General features: G+C 43.7%; 24 protein-coding genes. 14 read left to right on the forward strand and 10 right to left on the reverse strand.

Annotated features, from left to right (window positions below):
* The first annotated feature begins 449 nt into the window (after positions 1 to 449).
* Entirely contained in the window at positions 450 to 3974 is a 3525-nt protein-coding gene (locus HMPREF1212_RS02170) for a DUF6383 domain-containing protein (protein WP_046148271.1), read from the forward strand.
* Between the two features lie 226 nt (positions 3975 to 4200).
* Here HMPREF1212_RS02170 and HMPREF1212_RS02175 read toward each other — a convergent pair whose 3' ends face one another.
* The 6 genes from HMPREF1212_RS02175 to prmC form a co-directional block, all read right to left on the reverse strand.
* The gene (locus tag HMPREF1212_RS02175) at positions 4201 to 4515 is read right to left on the reverse strand and encodes a HigA family addiction module antitoxin (protein ID WP_046148272.1); all 315 of its coding nucleotides are present in this window, start codon (positions 4513 to 4515) and stop codon (positions 4201 to 4203) included.
* Between the two features lie 6 nt (positions 4516 to 4521).
* Positions 4522 to 4842 carry a type II toxin-antitoxin system RelE/ParE family toxin gene (locus tag HMPREF1212_RS02180; protein WP_046148273.1) on the reverse strand — a complete coding sequence of 107 codons (321 nt, stop codon included), beginning with the start codon at positions 4840 to 4842 and terminating at the stop codon, positions 4522 to 4524.
* 158 nt (positions 4843 to 5000) lie between these two features.
* Positions 5001 to 5384 (reverse strand): hypothetical protein, encoded by a 384-nt coding sequence (locus tag HMPREF1212_RS02185; RefSeq protein WP_046148274.1) that lies wholly within the window; start codon positions 5382 to 5384, stop codon positions 5001 to 5003.
* A gap of 67 nt (positions 5385 to 5451) precedes the next feature.
* A complete protein-coding gene (locus tag HMPREF1212_RS02190) occupies positions 5452 to 6138 on the reverse strand; it encodes a ComF family protein (RefSeq protein ID WP_046148275.1) in 687 nt (228 codons plus the stop codon).
* Positions 6119 to 6610 (reverse strand): regulatory protein RecX, encoded by a 492-nt coding sequence (locus HMPREF1212_RS02195; RefSeq protein WP_046148276.1) that lies wholly within the window; start codon positions 6608 to 6610, stop codon positions 6119 to 6121. Before HMPREF1212_RS02195 ends, HMPREF1212_RS02190 begins: the two co-directional genes overlap by 20 nt.
* A complete protein-coding gene (prmC, locus tag HMPREF1212_RS02200; protein ID WP_028729705.1) occupies positions 6598 to 7458 on the reverse strand; it encodes a peptide chain release factor N(5)-glutamine methyltransferase in 861 nt (286 codons plus the stop codon). The genes HMPREF1212_RS02195 and prmC overlap by 13 nt, the downstream gene beginning before the upstream one ends.
* A 54-nt stretch (positions 7459 to 7512) precedes the next feature.
* Between prmC and ribD the strand changes: the two genes are divergently transcribed.
* From ribD to HMPREF1212_RS02245, 9 genes are all read left to right on the forward strand, one after another.
* The gene (ribD, locus tag HMPREF1212_RS02205; RefSeq protein WP_046148277.1) at positions 7513 to 8574 is read left to right on the forward strand and encodes a bifunctional diaminohydroxyphosphoribosylaminopyrimidine deaminase/5-amino-6-(5-phosphoribosylamino)uracil reductase RibD; all 1062 of its coding nucleotides are present in this window, start codon (positions 7513 to 7515) and stop codon (positions 8572 to 8574) included.
* Positions 8575 to 8683: 109 nt separating this feature from the next.
* Positions 8684 to 10063: a DUF6242 domain-containing protein gene (locus tag HMPREF1212_RS02210; RefSeq protein WP_232430036.1), complete on the forward strand. Its 1380-nt coding sequence runs from the start codon at positions 8684 to 8686 to the stop codon at positions 10061 to 10063.
* A 76-nt stretch (positions 10064 to 10139) separates the two neighbouring features.
* On the forward strand, positions 10140 to 10859 hold the full coding sequence (locus HMPREF1212_RS02215) for a type IX secretion system protein PorG (protein WP_028729702.1): 720 nt from the start codon (positions 10140 to 10142) through the stop codon (positions 10857 to 10859).
* A 7-nt stretch (positions 10860 to 10866) separates the two neighbouring features.
* On the forward strand, positions 10867 to 11610 hold the full coding sequence (locus tag HMPREF1212_RS02220; RefSeq protein ID WP_028729701.1) for an isoprenyl transferase: 744 nt from the start codon (positions 10867 to 10869) through the stop codon (positions 11608 to 11610).
* A 14-nt stretch (positions 11611 to 11624) separates the two neighbouring features.
* A complete protein-coding gene (gene bamA / locus HMPREF1212_RS02225) occupies positions 11625 to 14297 on the forward strand; it encodes an outer membrane protein assembly factor BamA (protein ID WP_046148279.1) in 2673 nt (890 codons plus the stop codon).
* A gap of 124 nt (positions 14298 to 14421) precedes the next feature.
* Positions 14422 to 14937, forward strand: a complete 516-nt coding sequence (locus HMPREF1212_RS02230) for an OmpH/Skp family outer membrane protein (RefSeq protein WP_028729699.1) — start codon at positions 14422 to 14424, stop codon at positions 14935 to 14937.
* Positions 14938 to 15006: 69 nt separating this feature from the next.
* Complete coding sequence (locus HMPREF1212_RS02235; protein WP_028729698.1) at positions 15007 to 15510, forward strand: OmpH/Skp family outer membrane protein; 504 nt, start codon at positions 15007 to 15009, stop codon at positions 15508 to 15510.
* A gap of 81 nt (positions 15511 to 15591) precedes the next feature.
* Positions 15592 to 16425, forward strand: coding sequence for a glutamate racemase (murI, locus tag HMPREF1212_RS02240; protein WP_046148280.1), 834 nt, complete (start codon positions 15592 to 15594; stop codon positions 16423 to 16425).
* Between the two features lie 6 nt (positions 16426 to 16431).
* Positions 16432 to 17100 (forward strand): M15 family metallopeptidase, encoded by a 669-nt coding sequence (locus tag HMPREF1212_RS02245; protein WP_046148281.1) that lies wholly within the window; start codon positions 16432 to 16434, stop codon positions 17098 to 17100.
* On the opposite strand, the gene HMPREF1212_RS02250 is transcribed toward HMPREF1212_RS02245, so the two are convergent.
* Both HMPREF1212_RS02250 and HMPREF1212_RS02255 read right to left on the reverse strand, forming a co-directional pair.
* Positions 17097 to 17465 carry a YccF domain-containing protein gene (locus HMPREF1212_RS02250; RefSeq protein WP_046148282.1) on the reverse strand — a complete coding sequence of 123 codons (369 nt, stop codon included), beginning with the start codon at positions 17463 to 17465 and terminating at the stop codon, positions 17097 to 17099. The genes HMPREF1212_RS02245 and HMPREF1212_RS02250 overlap by 4 nt on opposite strands.
* Positions 17466 to 17598: 133 nt before the next feature.
* Positions 17599 to 18873, reverse strand: a complete 1275-nt coding sequence (locus HMPREF1212_RS02255; RefSeq protein WP_046148283.1) for a M23 family metallopeptidase — start codon at positions 18871 to 18873, stop codon at positions 17599 to 17601.
* A gap of 187 nt (positions 18874 to 19060) precedes the next feature.
* Here HMPREF1212_RS02255 and HMPREF1212_RS02260 point away from each other — a divergent pair, with 187 nt between their 5' ends.
* Together HMPREF1212_RS02260 and HMPREF1212_RS02265 are read left to right on the forward strand one after the other, a co-directional pair.
* Positions 19061 to 19486, forward strand: coding sequence for an META domain-containing protein (locus HMPREF1212_RS02260; protein WP_046148284.1), 426 nt, complete (start codon positions 19061 to 19063; stop codon positions 19484 to 19486).
* Between the two features lie 6 nt (positions 19487 to 19492).
* Positions 19493 to 19936 carry an META domain-containing protein gene (locus HMPREF1212_RS02265; protein WP_046148285.1) on the forward strand — a complete coding sequence of 148 codons (444 nt, stop codon included), beginning with the start codon at positions 19493 to 19495 and terminating at the stop codon, positions 19934 to 19936.
* A 54-nt stretch (positions 19937 to 19990) separates the two neighbouring features.
* On the opposite strand, the gene HMPREF1212_RS27250 is transcribed toward HMPREF1212_RS02265, so the two are convergent.
* Together HMPREF1212_RS27250 and HMPREF1212_RS02275 are read right to left on the reverse strand one after the other, a co-directional pair.
* The gene (locus HMPREF1212_RS27250; RefSeq protein WP_052724902.1) at positions 19991 to 22255 is read right to left on the reverse strand and encodes a sensor histidine kinase; all 2265 of its coding nucleotides are present in this window, start codon (positions 22253 to 22255) and stop codon (positions 19991 to 19993) included.
* 110 nt (positions 22256 to 22365) lie between these two features.
* Entirely contained in the window at positions 22366 to 23565 is a 1200-nt protein-coding gene (locus HMPREF1212_RS02275; RefSeq protein WP_028729691.1) for an exo-beta-N-acetylmuramidase NamZ family protein, read from the reverse strand.
* A 156-nt stretch (positions 23566 to 23721) separates the two neighbouring features.
* On the opposite strand from HMPREF1212_RS02275, the gene HMPREF1212_RS02280 reads away from it, so the two are divergent.
* Complete coding sequence (locus HMPREF1212_RS02280) at positions 23722 to 23904, forward strand: hypothetical protein (RefSeq protein ID WP_044193338.1); 183 nt, start codon at positions 23722 to 23724, stop codon at positions 23902 to 23904.
* Between the two features lie 172 nt (positions 23905 to 24076).
* Positions 24077 to 24619, forward strand: a complete 543-nt coding sequence (locus HMPREF1212_RS02285) for an HDIG domain-containing metalloprotein (RefSeq protein ID WP_046148286.1) — start codon at positions 24077 to 24079, stop codon at positions 24617 to 24619.
* Positions 24620 to 24643: the final 24 nt, after the last annotated feature.

A 24643-nucleotide genomic window follows, 5' to 3' on the forward strand; every position in this document is an offset into this window, starting at 1 on the left:
GCACGGGTCGCTAACTACTCCTTTTCAAACGGCTAACTACCGAAAATAAATGGGTAGGCATCGATGGTGGAACGGATAGTTATCCATCCGGAAGCCGATTTTGTTTAACATTTGTTGGGAATAGAACTCTAAGCTATGAATAGCAAGGCGAGAGGTCGAAAAAAGACTGACTAAAAAAAAGGATCGTTTTTTCTCGTCACAAAGGTACTTTATCATTTTGAAATACCAATCATTTCTTCCAATTTTTTTTCTTCTCCTATCTTCTTTCTTATCAAGAGAATAGCAAAGCGAGTACGAAAATACTGCTTTTTGTTATCAAATCAAAATGCCTTCCAAGAAATGACTAATTAAAACGATCGTTTTAGCTAGTCATTAACACTAGCAACCCTGCCGAGAGCAGGCTGTAGAGGTTATTTATAACACTATTATTAATATTAAATTTATTGATTATGAACAAAAAGTTTTCTACGTTAGTGGCTGCCCTCTTGGTAGCCGGTGCTTGGACGACGCTGGATGCAAAGGTGGTTACTGTAGCTACCCCGCAAATTGGCGGATCTTATATGTTGGGAACAGCTGCATCAGAGGCTGGTCTAACAGGATTGGTAGCAGGTGTTTCTGCTATTAAAGGTGATGCAGAGGTTGCTGTCAACGCTTTTGGAAATGAATGGATTTTGGAAGCTGCTGAAGCAGATGGACAATTTTATTTGAAGCAGAAGAGTTCAGGTAAGTATCTTGCCGGAACAGCTAGTGCAGCAACTACTGAATTAGTTGTTGATAAAACTGTTCAGAATGTTCTTTTATTTGAATTAGATGGAACAAGTTTTAAAGTGGCAGCTGTGACAGCAGGAACTTCAACGGCGACTACTGTTGCAGTTGGTAATTATTTGCAGCTAGGTGGTGCTACTGCTACTGAGGCACTAAAATGTGGTGCTACAAGTGCTAATAATATTGACGCTGTAGCAACTTTCGAAGTTAATAAAGAGATTACATTAACAAACTTCGGTAGTCAAACAGTTAATGCTGTAGAAAAGTATAATACTGATGATTATTACTTTATTGCGCAGGAAAGTGGTTATTATTTGAATGCTACTAATGAAACGACTGTTGCAGCAACTGCTAGTTTAGGTGGTATTACTACTGCTAATTTGACAAAAGCTTTGTGGAAAGTTGTTGAACTGGACAAGGTTAATGGTGTTTATCAGTATAAGTTTGTGAATAAGGAATATCCTGAATTGTATGCTTATATAACAGCTAGCACAAATACAACTTTTTCTTCAACAGATCCTTATAATAAAGGTTTCAACTTGACTTGTGGTGGAAGTGCAATTGTTGCAAACTTGGCAGCAGGTGCTGCAGGTTCTGAAGTTGCTGTAGGTCTTTACTCTGCACCTAACTCTGTTGTTTCAGCTACTGATCTGAACAAATTATTGAACAATGGCTTCAACCTGAGCTTCAAAGCTGACAAAGACGGTAAGATCACTGTAGATTATACATCTGCATTTGATGGTAAGTTGAAAGCAGCTAATGAAACAGCTGGTGCTTATCAGATCATGTCTGGTGACGATTACGTTGTTCTGGAAGCTGCAACATCCCTGACAAGTGGTATTACCGGAGCAAAAGGTAAATTTGTAAAGGTTACTGCTGATGAACTAAGAGATAATGGAAGTAAATACTTGTCTTGGTTCCAGATTACCAGAAACGCAGGTAAGGCAACAAGTGCAGTTGGTACATTGACAGTTGCCAAAGCTAGCACTATGGTAGATGCAAGATATGCATACATCCCTGTAGCTGAAGGTAAAGATGGTAAAACAGCTGTATTGACAACAATTGCTGCTGCAAACTTTAAAACAGAAGAAGCTCCTATCATCACCCTGTCTGCTTCAGATATGGTTGACTTTAAAGATTTGTTAGGTCAGTTCATGAGCATCTCTTTCGTTAAGGATGAAGCAGAAGCTAAAGCTAAACCTCAAGACATCGTTTATAAGAGAAACGGTATCTTATCAACAGTTCAGTATGCTAGTGATACTGAAGCAAAGGCTGACTATGTAGATAACAGCACTGTATTGAGTAACGCTCCTGAAGTACAATGGGCTATCTCTTCTGTAGACGAAGCAACTGGTCTGTTCACTTTAACAAACCGTGAAAGTGGAAAGACACTTGAAGGTGTTAGCTTCCGTAAGACTGACAAAGCTGGTGAATGGATTGTTGAAACATTGAAAGATAAATCAGGCAATGAAGGTATCATCGGTGACGTTGTTAAAGTGTACTTGTTCGACAACAAGAACATCACAATGTTCGACGGTTTCCAGACATACACTCCGAACGAGTTGAGAAATATGGTATTCAACATCGGTCAGTATCATAACGAAACAGAAAATGCTGTAGCTTACTGGGCTGAAAATCACCAGAGCAACGCTTCTCACCAATTAGGTGTTGTTGCCGATACGACTAAGGCTACTAACTGGGCGTTGAGATTAGACCAGAGAATTTATGCTAACGGTAATACAAATGCAGGCAAGGAAATTGCAAATGTAGTCGATACTATCTTTATCGCAACTCCTATGGCTACTTACCAGAAAGGTAAATTAGTACAAGGTGCAGCAGGTGACAAAGATGTAGTTGTTAGCCGTCTGGCAGTTCTTCCGTACCAGTTCCAGAACAAAGGAAACTTGGAATATGTGAAGTATGCAACAGGAACAAACCTGAATTACTATGTTTGTGACGACAAAGCAAATATTGAAGCAAATGCAGATCGTTTCGCTTTGAAGATGAAACCGAACGGATTCAACATTGTAGCTCTGTCAGGAAACGGAACAGATAAAGTTGTTTTAACTACACTCGGTAGCGATAAAATCTATGCAGGTAACAGCGACGAATGGGGTAACCTGAAGAAAGTGGCTAGCTACACACCGGATGATAACTCTATCATGGTTGTTAAACCGATCGACAGACCTGAATACCGCAAGGTAGCAAAAGAATGGGGTGATATCGTTAAGATCTTCCGTGAAGAATATCCTACAGAAGTATTGTTCGAAAAACGTGACGCTAAGTCTGTTGTAGATAAAGATACTTTGAGCTTCCTGAATGTAAACAACAGTGTAACCGGTGCAAACCCTGCATTGTTCGTTGATACAGCTTATGTAAACCGTGTTGATGCTGACGGTGTTAAAAACACTTGCTACCAGTATCTGTTGGCTGTAAATGTAAACAAGGATGATACTTATCATTGTCCTCTTAATCCGTTGCACGATACTCAGGCATGGAGAGACGAATTCAATGGTGGCAAACCTTGTCCTGATGCAGTAGAAAACCCGGCAATGGTTAAAGGCCGCTTCCTGATCAACCTGATCGACACTGCTTATGCTTACAAACAGGATCACCTGCACAACAACCCGTATATCAATATGGTTGAAGCAGACGAAAACAAGGCTAAGTTGTCATTCGTAGAAGGTATCCACGTTGGTGATACACTGTATATTACTCGCAAGGGTGGTGAAGTTGTTAAGTTGGCTATGGATTCTCCTGAATTCAATGTTGCTAAGTTCGCTTTCCGTTATGTAAACAATGCTGAAGGTTCATTCAAGATCCAGACACAGTATAAAGAGTACGAAGCTACTAGCAAAGAAGCATTCGAAAAATCAGCTGATAACGAAGGTTACCTGCGTTGGGTGAACGGTACAGTTGTTGTAACAAACAGCTATACAAACGGTGAAACATTCAACATGGAAGAAAACTACGACGGTCAGGCTGTAGCCAACGAAGATATCACAACATCAACTGTAAAAGTAACAACAACAGAAGGTAAAGTGATCATCGCCGGTGCACAGGGCAAGAAAGTTACTATCAGTAACGTACTTGGTCAGACTGTAGCTAATGCAGTACTTTCTTCTGATAAGGCTGAAATCGCTACTCCTTCAGGTGTAGTAATCGTAGCCGTAGAAGGTGAAGCCGCTGTAAAAGCAATCGTAAAATAAGAAGCAATTATTTATAATCAAATAATTCTAAATTTATTACCGTGCGGTGTTATCGGACTCCAATTACCCTGCGACAGGCGAACAAACGGTAATTATTAATACTAAAGTAATGAAATAAAGTTCTTCTGTTCGATCTCTGTGAAGAGCAAAAACAGACAAAAACAAAGCCCGGCAGAGTTTATCTGCCGGGCTTTCGTATAAAAAAGAAATAAATTTAACGTTTGTCTTATAATAACGAAGCGCAAATTTCACGGATTTTTTGCCAACGCGTTTGATTCTTTTCATTAGCTCTGGCAACCTGCATGGTATAGCGGGCTTGCATTTTTACTAATAAATCGGCATTGATACCTAGTGCAGCTTCCATCAGCAATGCAAATTCTGCAGTAACCGGGCGCTTTGCATTTAAAATGTCATTTAATAGAGTTGTCGAAATGCCTATTTTGAGTGCAAAATCCTTTTGCTTAATCTTTCGGCATTCCAATTCTTCTTTTAAAAGTTCCCCCGGATGATAAGGGATAAAAGAATAACCTAAGTTGCCCATATTGTTTTATTTATAATGATTTGTAATATCAATTAATGAACAGATAGTTACTATCGTTTCGCCTTTAGTACTTTCTATTTCCCTGAATTCAAGTCGATACTGATTGTTAATTCTTAAAGAAGATAATCCTTTTTTATTACCAGATAGCTTTTCGTAATTGAGAGAATTATACCGGAACAGATCTTCTAACTGTTCTGCATCTGCCAGAGCTATGACACATTTAATAAAGCCTTTGATTACTTGAGGCTGATATCTATGTTTTTTATCACAGGTTTGACCTCTGTGATAAAGTTCTGAAAGATATTCTTTTTCAAATTCAATAATCATATTCTTATGGTTTCAGTTTAGCAAAAATACAATTTTTTTTATTGTATCTTACTTTCTTCTTGATTTATGTTTAGAAAGTTATGTTTTTATGCTATCGTCACCGTCAGCACACTCACTTGTACCCCCGTGCGTCCCCAAGGGGGGTGACCATCTCGTCGTTATTTCTCTACAGCAAACGGTGTCCCTTTGCTGAACGCATCGGGTAGCCGTGAAGCGACATAGGATAGTTTTTCATGCACGCTGTTGAATTGCTTGCCGCTCTCCTGACAGTATTTTTCGATGACGGCTATTCCATCCTTCAGGCTGTCTTTTTCCGACTCCGTCATACAAAAAGTATCTCCGGCAGCGAATTCTTTATATTTATCTTTATCTTCAGGAAGTAAGATAAAGACTTTTTCATCCGTATGTCCGAACGTCTCAAAGTAATCTTGGTACTGCTGACAAGTCAATTCATAGAATTCATTCTCCCCGGGCATAAACCCCAGCTTGAAAATCACTTTAATGGCAGGCCCTGTTCTAAAGAATAAATCAAATATGTCCATGTTTCTTTTTTATTCGTTTGTATTTAGTTGAAACAAAGTTATGTATAATTCTTTATATCTGCAATTTTTATGCTATCGCTACCGCCAGTACACTTACCCGAACCCCCGGTACAGTCAATAGCGCTTCGGCGCAGGCACCGAGGGTGGAGCCTGTTGTGATGACATCGTCTATTAGCAGGATGTGTTTGCCTTCGAGGGCTTGGGGATTGGCGACGGTGAAGATTTCCTGCACGTTCAGCCAGCGGTCGTATACCGGTTTCTTTGTCTGGGTTTCATTTTGTTTGATGCGGCACAGGCTGGAGGTGTCGACAGGGAGTTTCAGTACGCTGTTTATTCCCCGGGCGATCCATTCCGATTGGTTGTAGCCGCGTTTCTTTTTCTTTCGGGGATGGAGGGGGACAGGGAGGATCAGGTCGGGAAGGTCGGAGAGGATGGCCTGCCGGTAATCCAGTCCGGCCATACGTCCCAAACGGAAACCGATCTCCTTATTGTCGTTATACTTCAATTCGTGGATAAGCTGTTGCACATGTCCGCCCCGTTCGTAATGCAGGAAAGCTGCCGCATGGCTGATCATCACTTTGCCGGTGAATAAATGAGTGGCCGGGTTCTCCTTCAGGTAGTCGAACCCAGTGTGTGGCAGGTTGCACAGGCATTTGAGGCAGAAATGATTTTCACCTCCCATAAGCGGGTCGTTACATAACAGGCATAGCTTGGGAAAGAAAAGATCCAGCAGGTTATTCAAAGTCTTCCTCATAATCGTTCCCTTTGAATAATTGTTTCAGGCAACGTATTGCTTCACGGCTCTCGAAACCACGGCCGGCGGCAAAGCGGAGGAGTTTGGTGTAGACATCCCTTTCGTCTTTGCCTTTGACTGACTTCTTCTTTGCCTTCAGCAGAGAGAGGAGGATCTCTTCGTATTCTTTTTCGTCGATCCCTTCCAATGCTTCCGACCGGATGGAGGCAGGGATATTTTTGTTGTGTAGCTCGTAAGCGATCTTGATGCGTCCCCATTTGTTGAAACGCAATTTGTCGTTCACGAAGTAACGGGTAAAACGGCTTTCGTCGATAAACTTCTCCTGAAGCAGGCGGGCAATGATCCGCTCGCCCTCCTCCCGGGTGAGTCCGGCCGCTTTGATCTTCTTCTGTACGTCCTGTATGCAACGTTCGGCAGTAGAACAATAAGCGGCGGCACGGCGCAGCATTTCACCCTCGGTTACCGGTTCCATGTCTGTGTTTTAACAAAACGATCCTTGCCGGACAGGTCTTGTATCAGTTCGATGCTCTTAAACTCCATCATACGCAGCATACTGACAACCTGTTCTCCCATCTGCGAGTTGATCTCGAAGTAAAGGTACCCTTTCTTCTTCAGCTTCTGCTCGGCAAACAAGGTGATGCGGTGATAGTATAGCAACGGATTGTCGTCGGGAACGAATAAAGCCAGCGAAGGCTCATAATCGAGTACATTCGCTTCCATATCCGCTTTCTCTTTCTCCATGATGTAAGGAGGGTTGCTGACGATGATGTCGAACTCCTCTTCAATGGAGTCGGCCGTTTCCGACGGGGTCAGGATGTCTTTCTGGAAGAAAGTGATCGGAGCCCTGTTGCGTATGGCATTTCGTTTGGCCGTTTTCAGAGCTTCTTCCGAAACATCGAGCGCGTAGACCTGCGATTTGTTCAACAGTTTTTTCAGGGTAATGGCAATACAGCCGCTACCGGTTCCTACATCGAGTATTTCCAGTTCTTTCCTTTTGGGATAATCGCGGACGATCAATTCGACTAATTCTTCCGTTTCCGGACGCGGGATCAGCACCGAAGGGTTCACCTCAAATTCAAATCCGTAGAAATCGGTTTTCCCAAAAATGTATTGGATCGGCTCGTATTTTGTAAGCCGCTCTACGATATTATGAATCTGCGATTTTTCCTTCTCGGATAATTCTTTATCTTTGCAGAGTAAGAATTGATGTGGCTGAATATCGCATACACGTTCCATTATCAAGCGGGTGAATGCTTTGATTTCACTTAGCGGATAATAGTCTTTCAGCGTGTTTTGTATATAAGCGACGGTCTCAGTCATGATAATTTAATTTTAGTGCAAAAGTAATGTAAAAACCATTTATAAGCAAAGAAAATGGTCGAGGTTGAGAATAAATATATGGCTCGTTGTATTTCACTGGCCCGGGGAGGAGCAGGAAATGTGGCGCCTAATCCGATGGTCGGGGCCGTGGTCGTGCACCGGGGTAAAATTATCGGTGAAGGGTATCACAGGAGATGCGGCGAAGCACATGCCGAAGTGAATGCTATCGCTTCGGTGAAGGATGAGTCTTTGTTGAAAGAGGCGACGATGTACGTTAGCCTGGAGCCTTGTTCGCATTATGGGAAGACACCGCCCTGTGCGGAACTGATCATAAGGAAGCAGATCCCGCGTGTGGTGGTGGGCTGTCTCGACCCGTTCCCGGAAGTATCGGGAAGAGGGGTGAGGATGCTCCGTGAAGCAGGTGTGGAGGTCGTGACCGGGGTGATGGAACGGGAAGCCTGGGAGCTGAACCGCGATTTTATGACTTTTCAGCAACTGGGACGTCCTTGCGTCTATCTGAAATGGGCGCAGAGTGCCGATGGTTTCATGGACAAGGTGCGGACGGACAGTTCGTCGCCGGCAGTCGTCCTGTCGTCGTCCGAGACGTTACGCCGGGTACACCGGATGCGAGCCAATGTGGCGGCTATTATGGTAGGGACACAAACGGCTTTGTTGGACAACCCTTCGCTGACGGTGCGTCATTGGGCGGGTAAGTCGCCTGTAAGGGTGGTACTCGACAGGACATTGCGCATACCGTCCGGCTATCATTTGCTGGATGGGGCGGTGAAGACATTGGTCTTTACTGCCGAAAAGGCTGTCAGCCGTCAGCAGGTGGAATATATAACGATTGACTTTTCTCAGCCTGTCTTGCCGCAGGTGTTGCACGAATTATATATCCGTAAATTGAATTCTCTGATGGTAGAAGGTGGCGCCAATCTTCTTGGGCATTTTCTGCAGGAAGATCTCTGGGATCAGATGTTTGTCGAAACGGCTCCGGTTTATTTGGGAACGGGAGTGAAAGCGCCGGATATAAATCTGGCTCCCTCTTTATCCTTAACGGAGGTGATTAAACGTCAGGATCATGTAATATCCGTTTTTTCGCGGAAAAATCAGTGAGCGAAGTAGTTTAACGGAACTAAAATATTATAAATATTAGCCGATATTGGGAATAAAGCAAAAAATGTTTCTACTTTTGTGGCTTTATATGCAACAAACTTATTTTTGGATGAAAAATAGAATAGTACTATTTGTAGCGGGATGTATTGCATTGTTATTGTCTTCCTGTTTGGGATCGGATGATAATGAGTATGAGATGCCAAAGGATTGTCAGATAACTTCGTTTAAAGTGGATCATGATTCAATTCTTGGTGGACAGTTGGATACAGTGAAGTTTGTGATTGATCAGATAAACGGACGTATTTTTAATCCGGACTCTCTGCCTTTTGGAACTGTTATTGAAAAAGTCGTTTGTACAATTTCATTAGCGAATAGTTATATTTCAGTTGAAGTTACTCAGGATGCATTGCCTGATTCTACTTTCTATTGGGATACTAAAGATTCTCTGGATTTCTCTAAACCCGTTAAAATGGTAACGACAGCCTATGACGGGATTACAAAGAAAACGTATATAGCCCAGGTGAATGTGCATCAGGTCGTGCCCGACTCTATGTCGTGGGATCTGTATGCCAATAACGTATTCGGTTTCCCTGTGAAGGAACAGAAAGTGATCACATGGGGAGAAGAAAATGACGAGTACTATTATATGTACGTACAAGCGGCTGATGCAAGCAAAGGTTATTCATTGCAGAGCTCTTCCGTATCGAACGTAAGAAGCTGGACAACTCTCCCGCTGGAAGGATTGCCTGCCGGTGAAGTTCGTTTGTCGCAGATGACCGAGTATAATAATGCATTATATGTACCGACTACGAAGGGTGCGCTTTATCAGTCAGTAGACGGACAGAAGTGGACGCTGGTCGATCAGCCTTGGTCTGTGAAAACAATATTGGGTGCTGTAAGAGAGGGAGGTTTAAATCAGTCTTCGGCTTTGGCTACCATCGTTGATAATAACGGTACGCTGAACTATGCAGCTATGGATAAAGATATGAAATGGACGACAGGCGAGGCTGTTCCGGCAGGTTTCCCTGTTAGCGGTTTCGGTTCTCTGTCAAGCCAGAATATGTTCCGTGAGAGTCTTACGGTTGTTGCCGGAAAAGATAAAGATGGTAAATTATTGAATTCAGCCTGGAGTACGATGACCGCTACTTCCTGGGTGCTCCTGACCGATATGGAGTCTGACTATTTTGATAAGAGAGAGGGCGTTATGCTTTCAGCTTATGATGATAAATTCTGTATGGTCGGCGGTATTGATGAAGCCAATAAAGCACATAAAGATATTTATTTCTCCATAGACGGTGGTGTATCGTGGACATTGTCGGATACGCTGACTGTTATGCCGGAAGATTATAAAGCCAGAGGCTTTGCTTCTGTTCAGGTGGATAAAGAGAAATATATGTTGATTTTCGGCGGTAAAGAGAATACTAATGCGAACGAGCTGGATCAGATCTGGCGTGGTCGTATCAACCGACTGGGTTTCGACAAGCAATAAAGTTCGTGGAGGGCAGTATAATTTTAGAAGGAATTTAGCGTTAGAAAAGAGGTGTAGTAATATAACAGCATAGCTTATGACTTCAACTTTTTTTCAACGGGTTCTTATACTGATACTGCTGGCCGGCTCATTTACCGGTCTTCACGCACAGGAATATAAATACGAAATAGGCGGAATGGCAGGGGGCGCTTTCTATATGGGGGATGCCAACAAGAATGCTTTCTTTAAAGGGATGAATCCCGCTGTAGGAGCAGTATTCCGCTATAATCCCAACTTCAGATGGGCTTTTAAAGGTAATCTGATGTGGGGACAGGTGTCGGGTAGCACGGAAGGGCTGGAAAATGTTTTTCCGGACAATGCACAAGCATCGTTCAGCCGTAGCCTGATAGAACTGGGTGGCCAGATGGAGTTTAACTTCATGCCGTACAGTGATAAATTTGCTTATGCAGGAGCGAAGCGTTTTACTCCGTATGTATTCTTGGGACTGGGTGTCACAGTGGGTACAGGGAATGAGATGTTTTTCGGGCCGAATATCCCGTTAGGGGTAGGAGTGAAATATAAGGTTAAGAACAGGATCAACCTGGGTTGCGAGTTCTCGTTCCGTAAGTTATTCGGAGATAATTTCGATGTGACGGACGATAGCAATGCAATGCTGGATAATCCTTATCAGACCGGTGGCAGTTTTTTGAAGAACAAAGATTGGTATTCATTTTTACTGCTTTCTGTTACCTGGGACTTTGGCCCGCGTAACAGACCATGTAATAGTATAAACAGCAACAGTACGTTTAGATACTGAAAACACTATGTCATTGATAGAGGAAATAGACAAAAATCGCTTGCCGCAACATGTGGCGATTATTATGGATGGAAACGGACGTTGGGCCAAAGCGCAGGGGAAAGACCGGAGCTATGGACACCAGGAGGGCGTTGTTTCCGTACGTAAAGTAGTGGAGGCGGCAACGGCTATTGGACTGAAGTACCTTACAGTGTACACCTTTTCAACAGAAAACTGGAACCGTCCGGAAGCTGAAGTGAAGGCGCTGATGAGCCTGCTTGTGTCGGCCATCCATCGTGAAACGCCGGATCTGATGAAGAATAATGTTCGTCTGATGGCTATCGGTAATCTGGATCGTTTGCCCGAAGATGCACATGCCACTTTGCTGGATTGTATAAAACAAACATCTGCCAATACAGGTACCACCCTCGTGTTGGCTCTCAGTTATTCTTCCCGCTGGGAGATAACGGAAGCTGTCAGACAGCTCGCTGTTCAAGTACAGGAAAAGAAAATAAACCCCAACGATATAACCGAGGCAGTTGTCTCGGACCACCTGACGACCAAAGGCATTCCCGATCCGGATCTGTTGATCCGTACCGGAGGAGAAAAACGCATCAGTAACTTCCTGCTGTGGCAGGCGTCTTATGCCGAATTCTTCTTTACCGATGTGTATTGGCCGGCATTCAGAGAAGAAGAGTTGTATGAAGCTATATTGTATTACCAGCAACGCGAACGTCGTTTCGGTAAGACAAGTGAGCAATTAATCTTATAAACAATAGCTGTTATATGTACAAAAGAATAGTGCTGTTTTTTATTTTCCTTGGCTTTGCCTGCGGAGCATTTGCCCAGGAAAGTGACACTACCCAGGTTGAAGCACCGGCAGAAGTGCCGGTCATTAATTATTCGTTATCGCCGAAACGGTATAAGATTGCCGATATTAAGGTAACGGGTATTAAGAATTATGATGATTTCGTGTTAATCGGTTTTTCGGGACTATCGGTAGGTGACATGGTCACTATCCCCGGGGATGAGATTACAACAGCGGTAAAGCGTTTTTGGAAGCACGGATTGTTTTCGGATGTAAAAATCCTGGCAACCAAGATTGAAGGTGACGAGATCTGGCTGGAAATTCAGCTGAAGCAACGTCCCCGTATATCGGAAGTCAATTATCATGGTATCAAGAAAGGAGAAAGGGAAGACCTTGAAGCCAAACTGGGCTTAAAGAAGGGTTTCCAGGTAACTCCGAACCTGATGGACCGTGCGAAGATCGTTATTCAGAAGTTCTTTGACGGCAAAGGATTTAAGAACGTGGATGTGGATATCGTTCAACGCGACGACCTGGCCCATGAAGGCGAGGTGATCGTAGATATCAATATCGACAAGAATGAAAAGACTAAGATCCACCGTATCTATTTCGAAGGTAATGAAGCATTGTCTGCCAGAGACCTGAAGAAGGCGATGAAGAAGACGAACGAAAAGTTCAGTATTCCGAACGACTGGAAGACCAGTATCTTGGAGGCTTTCAGTACAAAGAAATTCACTACCGAAGAATATGAAAAAGATAAAGCAAACATTATAGCCAAGTATAATGAGCATGGTTATCGTGATGCCGTACTGCTTTCCGATAGTGTTGTCAACTTTAATGAAAAGAAGGTGGACATCTTCCTGAAGCTGGAAGAAGGAGACAAATATTATCTGAAAGATATTCGCTTCGTGGGTAACACACAGTATGCTTCAGATTATCTGGAAGCTATTCTGGGTATGAAGCCGGGTGAAGTTTACAACCAGAAGAAATTGACTGAGCGTCTGTCGACAGATGAAGATGCCGTGTCTAACGTATATTATAACAACGGTTACATCTTCTTTAGTGCCGACCCGGTGGAAGTGGATGTGGACAACGACTCCATCTCACTGGAAGTGCGTATCCAGGAAGGCCCGCAGGCTACCATCAACCGTGTAATCATTAATGGTAACGACCGTTTGTATGAAGATATCGTACGTCGTGAACTTCGTACCAAACCGGGTATGTTGTTCAGCCGTGAAGACCTGATGCGTTCCGTTCGTGAAATTGCCCAGATGGGACATTTCGACCCGGAAAACATGGATCCGAAACCGCTTCCCGACCCGGAGAACGGAACGGTGGATATCCAGTATAACCTGACATCAAAGGCGAACGACCAGATCGAATTCTCGGCCGGTTGGGGACAGACAGGTGTGATCGGAAAGTTGAGTTTGAAGTTTACGAACTTCTCCATGAAGAACTTCCTGAACCCGAAAACATATAAAGGTATCATCCCGCAGGGTGAAGGCCAGACGCTTACATTGAGCGGCCAGACCAATGGACGTTACTATCAGGCTTACAGTATTTCTTTCATGGATCCGTGGTTCGGTGGAAGACGTCCGAATACACTCTCTGTAAGTGCTTACTTCTCTAAACAAACGGATATCAGTAGTAACTACTATAATAACAGCATGTCGAATTACGGCGGTTATTATCCTGGTTACGGTTATGGTTATGGTGGTATGTATGGTGGCTACGGTGGTTATAACAACTACTATAATAACAACTACGAATTGGCATACGACCCGGATAAGTCTATCATGATGTTAGGACTTTCTGCCGGTTACGGTAAACGTCTGAACTGGCCGGATGACTACTTCCAGTTCATGGCTACATTGAACTATCAGATGTATATCATGCATGACTGGGCATACTTCCTGGTACAGAACGGTACTTGCCATAACATAAACCTTGAATTGATGTTACAGCGTAACTCTATCGATAACCCGTTGTACACTCGTCGCGGTTCACAGTTCTCTCTGTCGGTAAGTGCTACTCCTCCTTATTCTTTGTGGGATGGAAAGGATTATGCCAACATGGATGATAACGACCCGAACAAGTTCAAGTTTATTGAATATCACAAGTGGAAATTCAAAGCTAAATTATTCTCTCCGTTGGCACCTGCCGCAGTTAAGCGTACACCGGTGTTGATGACACGTGTAGAATACGGCTTCCTGGGATCTTACAACAAGCATAAACGTTCTCCGTTTGAAACCTTCTATATGGGTGGTGACGGTATGAGTGGATATTCAAGTACCTATGCTACTGAAACAATCGGTTTGAGAGGTTACGAAAACGGTAGTATCGCCGGTAACGGTGGCTACAACTCTTATGGTTATGCTTACTCTCGTCTGGCAATGGAATTACGTTACCCGTTCCTGTTGGAACCGTCTTCTACTATTTACGGTCTTGTATTTGTTGAAGCAGGTAACGCATGGAAAGATTTGAAGAGCTTTAATCCTTTCGACTTGAAACGTTCTGCCGGTGTCGGTGTTCGTATCTTCCTTCCGATGATCGGTTTGATGGGTATCGAATGGGCGTATGGTTTCGACAAGGTTGACGGCTCTCGTAGTGCAGGTGGTAGCAACTTCCACTTCATCATCGGACAGGAGTTCTAATGATAAATGGGGGATTAATTGAAAATTAACAATTCTGCGTTAAGCATTAACCATAATTCATTGGAACAAAGTAAACCCTCCGCTATATTTGTAGTCAGAGAGTGAAACTATAAAAAGAAAGTGTATGAAGAAGATTATTGTTTTGAGTTGTATGATGCTCCTTTGCTCTTTTGCCGGTATGGCGCAAAAGTTTGCTTTGATAGATATGGAATATATCCTGAAGAATATTCCGGCTTATGAGATGACAAACGAACAATTAAGCCAGGTATCGAAGAAATGGCAGAATGAGGTGGAAGCAATCCAGCAGGAAGCGCAGAATATGTATAAGACCTATCAGAGCGACTTAGTATTCCTGTCTGCTGAAATGAAGACAAAACGTGAGGAAGAAATCGTAAAGAAGGAACAGGAAGCGCAAGACCTGAAACGCACCTATTTCGGACCGGAAGGCGAATTATTTAAAAAGCGTGAAAGCTTGATGAAGCCTATACAGGATGAAATATATAATGCAGTGAAGGAAATATCGGAAGACAAGGGGTATCAGCTTGTTGTTGACCGGGCTTCGGCTATGAGCATTATTTTTGCTTCTCCAAAGATAGATATCAGCAATGAAGTGCTGTTAAAGTTAGGATATTCAAAATAAATGCTTACATTTGTGCGCTTTATGCACACAAAATATAATTGATTAATAACAAGTAATATTTTATAGAAAATGAAGAAACTGATTATTTTATTGTTGATGATCCTCCCGTTAGGAGTTTTTGCTCAGGACATGAAAGTGGCAATTGTTAATACAAACGAGCTTATTCCTTTAATGCCTGAAGTAACTGCTATGCAGGAAACTTTGAAACAGATGAACGATAAGTACATGGGCGAAATGAAGACCATGGAAGATGAGTACCAAAAGAAATACGCAGACTATATCGCTCAGCAGGACTCATTAACTGAAAATATCAAACTGAGAAGAATGCAGGAACTTTCAGATATCGAACAGCGTGTTACTAACTTTACTCAGGTAGCTCGTCAGGATATGGATAAGAAACAACAGGAGTTGTTCGCACCGATCCAGGAGAAAGTAAGAAATGCAATCAAGGCTGTAGGGGATGAAAAAGGATATGCTTATATTCTCGATTCTAATCCGGGTATGGTTCTTTACACTGGTAACGCTGCAATCGATGCAACTCCGCTTGTAAAAGCTAAATTAGGTTTGAAATAATAAAATCTAACGTACAGATACAACAAAGGATGCCTTTCTATGGAGGGCATCCTTTGTTGTATTATAAAAATAAGGAAGAATATGTTTTCACAACAACCGGGTCCGATCGGGATCTTTGATTCCGGCTATGGAGGACTTACCGTATTTAATAAGATCCGTGAGGCAATGCCTGACTACGATTATATTTACCTCGGCGACAATGCCCGGACTCCTTATGGGCCGCGCTCGTTTGAGGTAGTATACCGGTTTACCCGGCAGGCTGTGATGAAGTTGTTCTCCGAAGGTTGCCAACTGGTTATTCTGGCCTGTAATACGGCTTCGGCGAAAGCCTTGCGTACTATTCAGCAACGCGATCTGCCGGAGCTGGATCCGTCCCGTCGTGTGCTGGGAGTCATACGTCCGACGGTTGAAATGATGGACCGGATCAGTTCGACGAAACATATCGGTATTTTGGGTACTTCAGGTACGATCTCTTCACAATCCTATTCGCTTGAGATAGAGAAGATGTTTCCCCATATTACAGTTACAGGCGAAGCCTGTCCGATGTGGGTTCCTTTGGTAGAGAATAACGAGTTCAATTCTCCCGGTGCCGACTATTTTGTGAAGAAACATCTGGATCATATCCTTTCCCTCGATCCGGAGATTGACACATTGGTTCTGGGATGTACCCATTACCCGTTACTGATCGATAAGATCAAACAATATCTGCCGTCCGGCATCACCGTTTTTGCCCAGGGAGAATATGTCGCAGAGAGCCTGAAAGACTATCTGAACAGGCATCCTGAAATGGACAGCCGATTAACCCATCAGGGTAAATGCCGCTTCCTGACTACCGAGTCTGCCGGGAAGTTCTCAGAGGCCGCCTCTGTCTTTTTGAATGATCCGATAGAAGTGGAACAAATCTCTATTGATTAAGAAATCATGAGACAAACCCGGTATATCTTTCTATTGTTGCTGTTGCTTTGTAACTTGCGAAGTAATGCGGAAGAACTGGATACCTGGTTGCATGACAGAGGATTGGTCGATATCTCCGTGTTGGACTCAACGATCCGTGTACATCTGGTGTATGCCACTCCTGAAAACTTTATGGGGGAGACGGTTTATACCGGGATAACCCGTGCCTGGTTGCATCCCGATGCCGCTCAAAAATTAGTTACAGCCCAGCGATTGCTGAAGAAAGAACACCCCGACCTGACGCTGGTAGTCTACGATGCCGCCCGTCCGATGTCGGTACAACGGAAGATGTGGAGGCTGGTACGTGGAACTGATAAAGTGAATTATGTGAGTAACCCGTCGAATGGGGGAGGATTACATAATTACGGAATGGCAGTGGATGTGACTATCCTTGATCCGACAGGAGAACCGCTGCCAATGGGTACCCCTTTCGATTTCTTTGGAGAAGAAGCCCATACCAATAATGAGGAAGCGCTGCTGGCTTCCGGGAAGATCACCCGAAAAGAATTCGACAACCGGCGTTTGCTTCGCCGGATAATGAAGAGTGCCGGCTTTCGTACGATCCCTTACGAATGGTGGCACTTTAATGCTTGTAGCCGGGCCGAAGCCCGGCAAAGTTATCCTGTGCTGGATTAACTGATATTTTTACCGAACGGTGTCAGTGCCAGTGCTGCCATCTTGAAATGCTGTCTGCCCCAGGGGATGCCGATAATCGTGATGCACAATAACAGGCCGAATCCCAGATGAGTCAGGCAGATCCAGAAACCTCCCAATATAATCCAAAGTATATTCATCAAGATAGAAAGGCAGCCACCCGAATTGCCGTTATCCGTCACTTTACTGCCGAAAGGCCATAAAGCCAGCAAAGCCAGTTTCATTGTCTGTAGCCCGAACGGTATGCCGATGATGGTAACCATCAGCAACAGGCTCGAGATCAAATACTCGATACTGGTAACCACTCCTCCGAAAATTAACCAAATGATATTACCTAAAAATTTCATACGCAAACGATTTTATCTTGTTCACAAATGTAACATTATTCCGGTTAAAAGCAATAGTTATCGGAGCAGAAACCGGTAGGCACTGCTTCATCGACGGGTAGGCACCCATTTGAAACCTCCCTTGCAGCACGTTTTACTTCGTCGCCGGAAGTGTATCGGGTACTGCTGTTTTCATTTTTTGCATGCTATCCAGTTCTGCAAATACCTGTTGCTTTACAATGGCGAAGCTATCGCGCAGTTCCGGCTTGACCGGGAGCGAAGGAGGAGCTTCCATATTCAGCGGATTGATCGGCTGACCGTTTTTATGTACGCGGAAGTCCAGGTGAGGGCCTGTCGATAACCCGGTAGAACCGACATAGGCAATCACTTCTCCCTGCTGTACATGACTGCCCACTTGTATGCCTTTGGCGAACTTACTAAGGTGCATGTAAGTGGTCGTATAGACCGAATTATGTTTTACTTTCAGGAAATTACCACCTCCGTTCTGATACCCTTTGGCAACCACAGTCCCGGCACCGATACTTTTGACAGGCGTACCGACAGGAGCGGCATAATCTACCCCATGATGCGCACGGTAACGCTTCAGTATCGGGTGGAAGCGGGCATTGGTGAAACGCGAAGTGATACGGAATATATCCAGCGGTGCTTTCAGGAAAGCCTTGCGCAGACTATTCCCGTCCTGATCGAAATATTCGAATACGCTGTCCTGGGTGAAAGGAATGGCAATGAACTCTTTTCCCTGATGGTTGAAAACCGCTCCCTGGATACCGTTTATATTCAACGCTGTCGTATCGTCGATATAAGCAATATCATATAAGACGCGGAACGAGTCACCTTCTTTTACGTCATAGAAGTCTATCTGCCAGGCAAACACGTCGGCAATATTGATAGCCAGTAGGGGATTGACCCCGTTCGACTGGAGAACATTCCAAAGGGAAGAATTTAATGTTCCTTCTACATAATGTCTTTTCAAGGTGATCGGTTTATTAAATTCGTAGGCACGGATCGTATCGCCCGTAAGATCGATCACCGCATAATCCGTACGCGACTTGGCAAAAGCGATATAACGGATCTGTGCCGTACTGTCTTGCATGGTGAATGTGTAATAATGCATACCGGCCTGTAGCTTGGTCGGATCGAGAACTTCGGTCGATGAACGGCTGATGCTGTCGGCCATCAAAGCTGAGAAACCAAGGCCTGAAAAGATAGATGCCGGATTATCCCCGTTCTTCATCTTATAGTCTTTTACATCCAGTGTGTCGATACAGACACCATATTGATAAGCGCGTTGCTGGCTGTCGATCCATTCGCTGTCGACTTCTTCTTCGGTTTGTTCGGGGGTGCTTTTACAGGAGAGACCTAATATGAATAATAAGATCAAAATAGGTGCAATGCTGAATCTCTTCATTATATCCTCATTTAGTGTTTATCCGTCAGGCTACAAACTTACAGAAAATATGGAAAAGAATTATAGGGTATGTTTGCCTGCTTTGTACCGGTTTGTTAATGTTAACTAAATAGCGTACTTTTGCGGAACAATTTGGACGGATTTGACGTCTTATTCCTGTAAGTGATATAACAAATAGTATAGATTTATGAAAAGAGTAATTTTTTATGTAATGATGCTCCCGATGGTACTTGGGATGATGATTTCTTGCTCCGAAGCAAAAGTAGACGCTAAGAATCTGGAAGGCAAATGGAATGTAATAGAAGTAAAGGGTGAAAAGATCCTGAAAGAAGGACTACCGTATATGGAGTTTGATATGGCACAGAAGAAACTGCACGGAAATGCAGGCTGCAACATGTTCAATACTACCGTTACATTGGATGACAACAATGTGTCTTCCATCACAATTGCGCCGGGAGCAGCTACTATGATGGCCTGTCCGGATATGGCAACAGAAGATGCCATAATGAAGGCAATGGGTGACGTGAATGCCGTAAAAGCCGGTAGCTCTGAAAGCGAAATGCTGCTGGTAGATAAAGACGGTAATACATTATTGGTTCTGTCTAAAAACTAATCGGAGATGAAGAAGTATTTATTTCTCTGTCTGGCTGTGGTAGGTATTGCCGTATTTGCCTCCTGTAAGTCGCAGAAAGCGGTGGTAGCATCGTTCTCTGACCTGGACGGTGAATGGAGTGTGGTTGAACTGAACGGAAAGAAGCTGGATCCGGCAGACAGTAAACAGTTGATTGTAATAGATGTTGCCCGTAAGCACTTGTCAGGTAACGCCGGCTGTAACCGGATGAATGGCAATATAGAGTATACGGATGCCCAGAAAAACATAATCAAGTTCCCGCAGGTTGCAACTACCCGTATGGCTTGTCCTAATCTGGCAGGTGAACAGGAGTTTCTGGAAGCATTGAACAAGGTGGTACGTTTCCAGGCTGAAGGAAATGTGAAACCGGTGAATACGATTGCTCTCTATGGTACCGACAATGGAAAGTTGATGGTTATTCAAAAGAAATAAGTAATGTTGTAAAACGTTGGGGAGGCGGTTCTGTAATGGGATCGCTTTTCTTCTTTATATCCGGTTGCCGGGAATCTTTAGTGTAAAGCGGCTACCTTTGCCTTCTTTCGAACTGACCAGGATGTCCCCTTTCAACTGTTCGGCGATGGTCTTGCAGATAGAGAGTCCGAGACCGGTGCCCTGTGCAAATTCATTCTGTTTGTAGAAACGTTCGAATACTTTCTCGAGTGCATCTTCCGACATACCGATACCTGTATCTTCCACATAAATGTAAACCTGCTTTTCGTCTTCATTATATGTATACCCCAGCTTGATATATCCGCTCTTGGTGAACTTGACGGCATTGTTTATAAAGTTTGTGATAACCTGCGTAAAGCGGAAACGGTCTACGTGCACATCGATGGATACTTCTGGAATATCTTTTATAAATTGGATATGGGGAGGGATCAGCAGATGATGTGTCTGATAAAGCTCTTCCACTAAATCATTCAGTTTAAGAGTCTCGAAAGTAAAACTCATGCGGCCGGACTCGATGCGCGACAGCTCCAGGATATCGTTAATCAGCTTCAACAACAGGTTACTGTTCTTATTGATCGTATCTTTGAATAACTCTTTCTCTTCTTCTCCCAAGTCTTTTTCTTCCTGCAGGAGGTTGGAGAAACCGACTATCGCATTCAGAGGTGTCCGTATTTCGTGGCTCATGTTGGCCAGGAAAGCCGATTTCATCTTATTGGCCTCTTCCGCTTTCTCCTGAAGAATGATGAGTTTCTGTTCTTTTTCCTTGAAAGACTGTATGTTCAGGCAAAGACCGAACACTGTTTGGTCTGGCTCTGTTTTATCTTCTCCCCGGTTGTAGCGTAACTCCCACCAGCTATATTTTTTTCCGCTGAAATTGAACCTGCATTGGATGGTCGTATCTTCCCAGATGTTGGAGTTGATATCCTGGATATGCTTGTTCAAATGCTCTTGGTCGTCCGGGTGGGTCATGGATAACAGTTCGTCGAGCGACATTTTTCGAGGCATGATCTGATTGGCAGTAAAGAAGTCATTCTCAAAAATGAATACCCCGTTTTCCAGTCGCCAGGCATACGTATTTCCGCCTTCCATTGCGAGCTGGAGGAAGCGCCTTTCTTGTATCAGATTTATCTGTACCTGTCGTTTGCGCTTGTATTCACTCCTGTACAAATATAATAACTGGGTGATGATATAGATTACCAGGACTAAAAACAGAATGCCACCTATCATCATTGTTTTATGATAACGTTCGAAAAGGGGCATATTATAGATGACACTACCTGCCGGGAGATCTTTCTTTTCTATATTGAAACGCTGCATTTCATCCCAGTCAAAGGCATATACCTTCGGGCTTTCTTCCATAGGAAAGTCTGAAGGCTTACTTCCGTTTATTATGGCGGCAGCTCTTTCCGCTACAATTTCTGCTTGTATTTCCAGTGTGGTGAAATAGCCGCCTGTAATTCCTTTCCCATCATTAAATCCGTTATTGATCACCGTAAAATTCGGTACATTGGCCAGGCGTCCGATGGTTAACACATCAAAGTCAAGAATGATCTGCAAGCAGGCAGTGTATGGCTTGCTCTCGAAAATAGCCAGCAATCCTTTTGCCGAAAGATAAGCCGTTTCAGTAGTGTACAGGATAGACTTTCCCGGCTCCCCCGGACAAATATCTTCCGGATATTCATTTTTCTTTTGATGGTATAGGCCGATCCGTATGGTTCTGCCCGTGCCTTTCACTTCTTTCTGGATAGTCTTGAATGACTCGCGCCCCATGAAGCGTAGATGCTTGAAGAAAAGTATATTGGAGGAACCGTATAATTTCTCTATCAGTTCGATAGTCGTTATGTAATCCGGCTTATCCCAGAATCCGGTGAAGTTCGGGTGTTGTTCCAGCAAAAGCTGATTTGGAAAGTTTACGCCCGAGTAGACGACGGGTTTGGTTTTTCCCAGCGAGTGGTTACAAGCCATCAGGGTATAGGTGGCCTGGTCGTCGTTGACGAGTATGATATCCGGATTCCAGCCTTGGATCGAGTCAAGGTAGTGGTACATCCTGGCATTTTCTTCCGCTTCGTTATAGCGTTCGCTATCCAGGTAAAAGGTACGGATATCAGTCCGGATATCTTGGTCTTCCAGCTTTTCTCCGATTAGATTGCTGAACTTGGAGTACGTGACAAGTTCTTCCGTATAAGAATGGATTACCAGTATCTTGTATACAGGCTCATTCGTATGCGTCTTAAATACCCCGGCTTTTGTTTCTGGAATGAGTAAAAGCAGGAAAAATAATATCTGTAGAACGTTTTTCAAGGAATACTCCTATTAATTTATTATACCCTTTTCTGTTAATTTGCTTATTTCGATAATCGCACGCAAAGATAATTAAAAGGCTAACAAAATCAACGGATCTTAAGAAATAGTTATTTTTTAACGGGATAATCCGGATATAATAAATATTTCTTTCTCATTTGCTTGTAAGTATCCAGTTCCGGCTTCCAGCTTTCCCGTATCTCTTCTTCCGTTAAACCCCTCACGATCTGGTATCTGAGTTCTTTTGTTCCGGCCAGTAAGTCGAACCATTGGGGACGGGAGAAGAAGAAGGCCTGGTCTTTCCCGGCTTTCTCGTAAAAATCCAGGAAGAAGCGTAAACTCAACCCACCCTCGAAAGGATATTCCCGAAGATCTACTCCATAACATTCTTTATCTTTTTGCAAAGGATTCGTATCGAATCCGGGAAGTGATACCGGTGTGAAAGAAAAATCTCCATATTTCCTGTCCGGAAAGCCGATTACCTGAAACGGATAATAAGTTCCCCGTCCGATACTGACATTCGTTGCTTCAAAGAAACATAACGAGGGATACAGGCGGATCGACTGGTCGTTAGGCAGGTTGGGAGAGGGTTTGACCGGCAACCAGTAAGGATCGCCATGCCGCCAGTTCTCCATTTTGACAATATGCAGCTTGCAACTGTCGGGCGAACTTTTCAGCCACCCTTCGCTATTGATCATCCAGGCCAGTTCGCCGACTGTCAGTCCGTGCAGGATAGGCAGAGGATCTACACCTACAAATGATTCAAAGCCTTTTTTACGGATCGGGCCGTCTACAAAATCATTCGGGTTCGGACGGTCGAGCACGATGAACTCTACACCATTTTCGGCACATGCTTCCATTACGTAATGCATGGTACTTATATAGGTATAGAAACGTACCCCCACATCCTGTATGTCGAATACGACCACATCCAGTCCCTGCAATTGCTCGGCTGTCGGCTTTTTATTCTTTCCGTAGATAGAAACAATAGGAATACCCGTTTTCAGGTCGCGACTGTCTTTTATATCGGCTCCGGCATCTGCCGTACCTCTGAAGCCATGTTCCGGGGCAAAAACCTTTTTTACCTGGATCCCTTTCTCCAACAAAGCATCCAGCAAATGTTTCTGTTGTTTCTCGAGGATAGAAGTTTGGTTAACGACCAGTCCGACTTGTTTGTCCTGCAACAGGCGGGTCACTACGTCCATTCTTTCAGCTCCGAGTACCAAGGGAGCCTGCGGTGTAATAGCCTGAATTTCGGGCAAAAGTATCATGCCAAGTAGCCAAAGTGTAAGTCTGAAAACTGTTTTCATAATCTGTTTCCTAATGTATCTTGGATGCAAAAGTAGCAAATGTTCGCATCATTAAAGCTATGGAAAGAATTAAAAGTGTTTATATTTAACATGTTTCGCATGAACCATCCGCTTCTTGGCAGTGTTGAAATGGCATAAACATAAATAAAGAATCATATGGCAACGAAATTACCAAGAATAAAGGAAAAAGCGAAGACAGAAGCTTTAGTGTTGGATCACAAGGAAGAACGTTATCCGGTGCAGCAGGTGGCTACCAAAGGGGAAATAACAAAAAAGGAAGTAAAAGAAGCTGTACGTGAAATAAATCCGGACGAAGATAGTCTGGGCTGCCGGGGATGATTTTGTTTCATGCTAGTGAAACAACTGTTTCACCCTGATGGAACAACTGTTTCTCCTAGGTGAAACAAAATTATGTCAGGGAGAAGCAAGCACTGATCTCAGGGGAAATATTTGGGGATGTCAAAGAGTAAATTATATATCTTTGCGGTCTGAATGCAAAACATAAATAAAAATGAACCCTATTGATATTATTTCAAAATATTATCCGGCGGAGTCGGAAGCCTGGCATATTTTAGTAACACATAGCCGCAGCGTGACAGACAAAGCCTTGAGCCTTGCCCGCCTGCATCCGGAAATGGAGCTCGATCTTCCGTTTATAGAGGAAGCGGCTATGCTTCACGATATCGGTATATTCCTGTGCAATGCACCGGAGATAGATTGCCACGGTTCCGCAGAATACATTTGTCATGGCTATTTAGGTGCCGACCTGATGCGCAAAGAAGGTTTCCCGCGTCATGCCCTGGTTTGCGAACGGCATACAGGAACCGGTATCACCTTGGATATGATAGAACAAAGGCATCTTCCGTTGCCCCACCGGATAATGGTGCCGGTTTCGTTGGAAGAGCAATTGATTTGCTTCGCCGACAAATTTTACAGTAAGACGAAATTAGACAAAGAGAAGCCGGTCGAGAAGGTAAAACAGGGTCTTGTAAAGTATGGCGAGGAGACTGTAATACGTTTTGATAACTGGTGTAAACTCTTTTTAGGGGAATAAAAGCTGAAGGGCTCATTAATTTGT

Origin of the sequence: Parabacteroides sp. HGS0025, from assembly GCF_000969845.1 — a bacterium.
Lineage (GTDB): Bacteria > Bacteroidota > Bacteroidia > Bacteroidales > Tannerellaceae > Parabacteroides > Parabacteroides gordonii.

What these genes read in the sequence shown, in the direction of transcription:
- HMPREF1212_RS02250 (WP_046148282.1), bottom strand. Translation starts at nt 17,465, where the DNA reads ATGAAATTTTTAGGTAATATCATTTGGTTAATTTTCGGAGGAGTGGTT.
- HMPREF1212_RS02220 (WP_028729701.1), top strand. Translation starts at nt 10,867, where the DNA reads ATGTCATTGATAGAGGAAATAGACAAAAATCGCTTGCCGCAACATGTG.
- HMPREF1212_RS02215 (WP_028729702.1), top strand. Translation starts at nt 10,140, where the DNA reads ATGACTTCAACTTTTTTTCAACGGGTTCTTATACTGATACTGCTGGCC.
- HMPREF1212_RS02210 (WP_232430036.1), top strand. Translation starts at nt 8,684, where the DNA reads ATGAAAAATAGAATAGTACTATTTGTAGCGGGATGTATTGCATTGTTA.
- HMPREF1212_RS02190 (WP_046148275.1), bottom strand. Translation starts at nt 6,138, where the DNA reads ATGAGGAAGACTTTGAATAACCTGCTGGATCTTTTCTTTCCCAAGCTA.
- HMPREF1212_RS02260 (WP_046148284.1), top strand. Translation starts at nt 19,061, where the DNA reads ATGAAAAGAGTAATTTTTTATGTAATGATGCTCCCGATGGTACTTGGG.
- HMPREF1212_RS02245 (WP_046148281.1), top strand. Translation starts at nt 16,432, where the DNA reads ATGAGACAAACCCGGTATATCTTTCTATTGTTGCTGTTGCTTTGTAAC.
- HMPREF1212_RS02285 (WP_046148286.1), top strand. Translation starts at nt 24,077, where the DNA reads ATGAACCCTATTGATATTATTTCAAAATATTATCCGGCGGAGTCGGAA.
- HMPREF1212_RS02175 (WP_046148272.1), bottom strand. Translation starts at nt 4,515, where the DNA reads ATGGGCAACTTAGGTTATTCTTTTATCCCTTATCATCCGGGGGAACTT.
- ribD (WP_046148277.1), top strand. Translation starts at nt 7,513, where the DNA reads ATGGTCGAGGTTGAGAATAAATATATGGCTCGTTGTATTTCACTGGCC.
- HMPREF1212_RS02180 (WP_046148273.1), bottom strand. Translation starts at nt 4,842, where the DNA reads ATGATTATTGAATTTGAAAAAGAATATCTTTCAGAACTTTATCACAGA.
- HMPREF1212_RS02275 (WP_028729691.1), bottom strand. Translation starts at nt 23,565, where the DNA reads ATGAAAACAGTTTTCAGACTTACACTTTGGCTACTTGGCATGATACTT.
- HMPREF1212_RS02265 (WP_046148285.1), top strand. Translation starts at nt 19,493, where the DNA reads ATGAAGAAGTATTTATTTCTCTGTCTGGCTGTGGTAGGTATTGCCGTA.
- murI (WP_046148280.1), top strand. Translation starts at nt 15,592, where the DNA reads ATGTTTTCACAACAACCGGGTCCGATCGGGATCTTTGATTCCGGCTAT.
- HMPREF1212_RS02235 (WP_028729698.1), top strand. Translation starts at nt 15,007, where the DNA reads ATGAAGAAACTGATTATTTTATTGTTGATGATCCTCCCGTTAGGAGTT.
- HMPREF1212_RS02185 (WP_046148274.1), bottom strand. Translation starts at nt 5,384, where the DNA reads ATGGACATATTTGATTTATTCTTTAGAACAGGGCCTGCCATTAAAGTG.
- bamA (WP_046148279.1), top strand. Translation starts at nt 11,625, where the DNA reads ATGTACAAAAGAATAGTGCTGTTTTTTATTTTCCTTGGCTTTGCCTGC.
- HMPREF1212_RS02230 (WP_028729699.1), top strand. Translation starts at nt 14,422, where the DNA reads ATGAAGAAGATTATTGTTTTGAGTTGTATGATGCTCCTTTGCTCTTTT.
- prmC (WP_028729705.1), bottom strand. Translation starts at nt 7,458, where the DNA reads ATGACTGAGACCGTCGCTTATATACAAAACACGCTGAAAGACTATTAT.
- HMPREF1212_RS02170 (WP_046148271.1), top strand. Translation starts at nt 450, where the DNA reads ATGAACAAAAAGTTTTCTACGTTAGTGGCTGCCCTCTTGGTAGCCGGT.
- HMPREF1212_RS02280 (WP_044193338.1), top strand. Translation starts at nt 23,722, where the DNA reads ATGGCAACGAAATTACCAAGAATAAAGGAAAAAGCGAAGACAGAAGCT.
- HMPREF1212_RS02195 (WP_046148276.1), bottom strand. Translation starts at nt 6,610, where the DNA reads ATGGAACCGGTAACCGAGGGTGAAATGCTGCGCCGTGCCGCCGCTTAT.
- HMPREF1212_RS02255 (WP_046148283.1), bottom strand. Translation starts at nt 18,873, where the DNA reads ATGAAGAGATTCAGCATTGCACCTATTTTGATCTTATTATTCATATTA.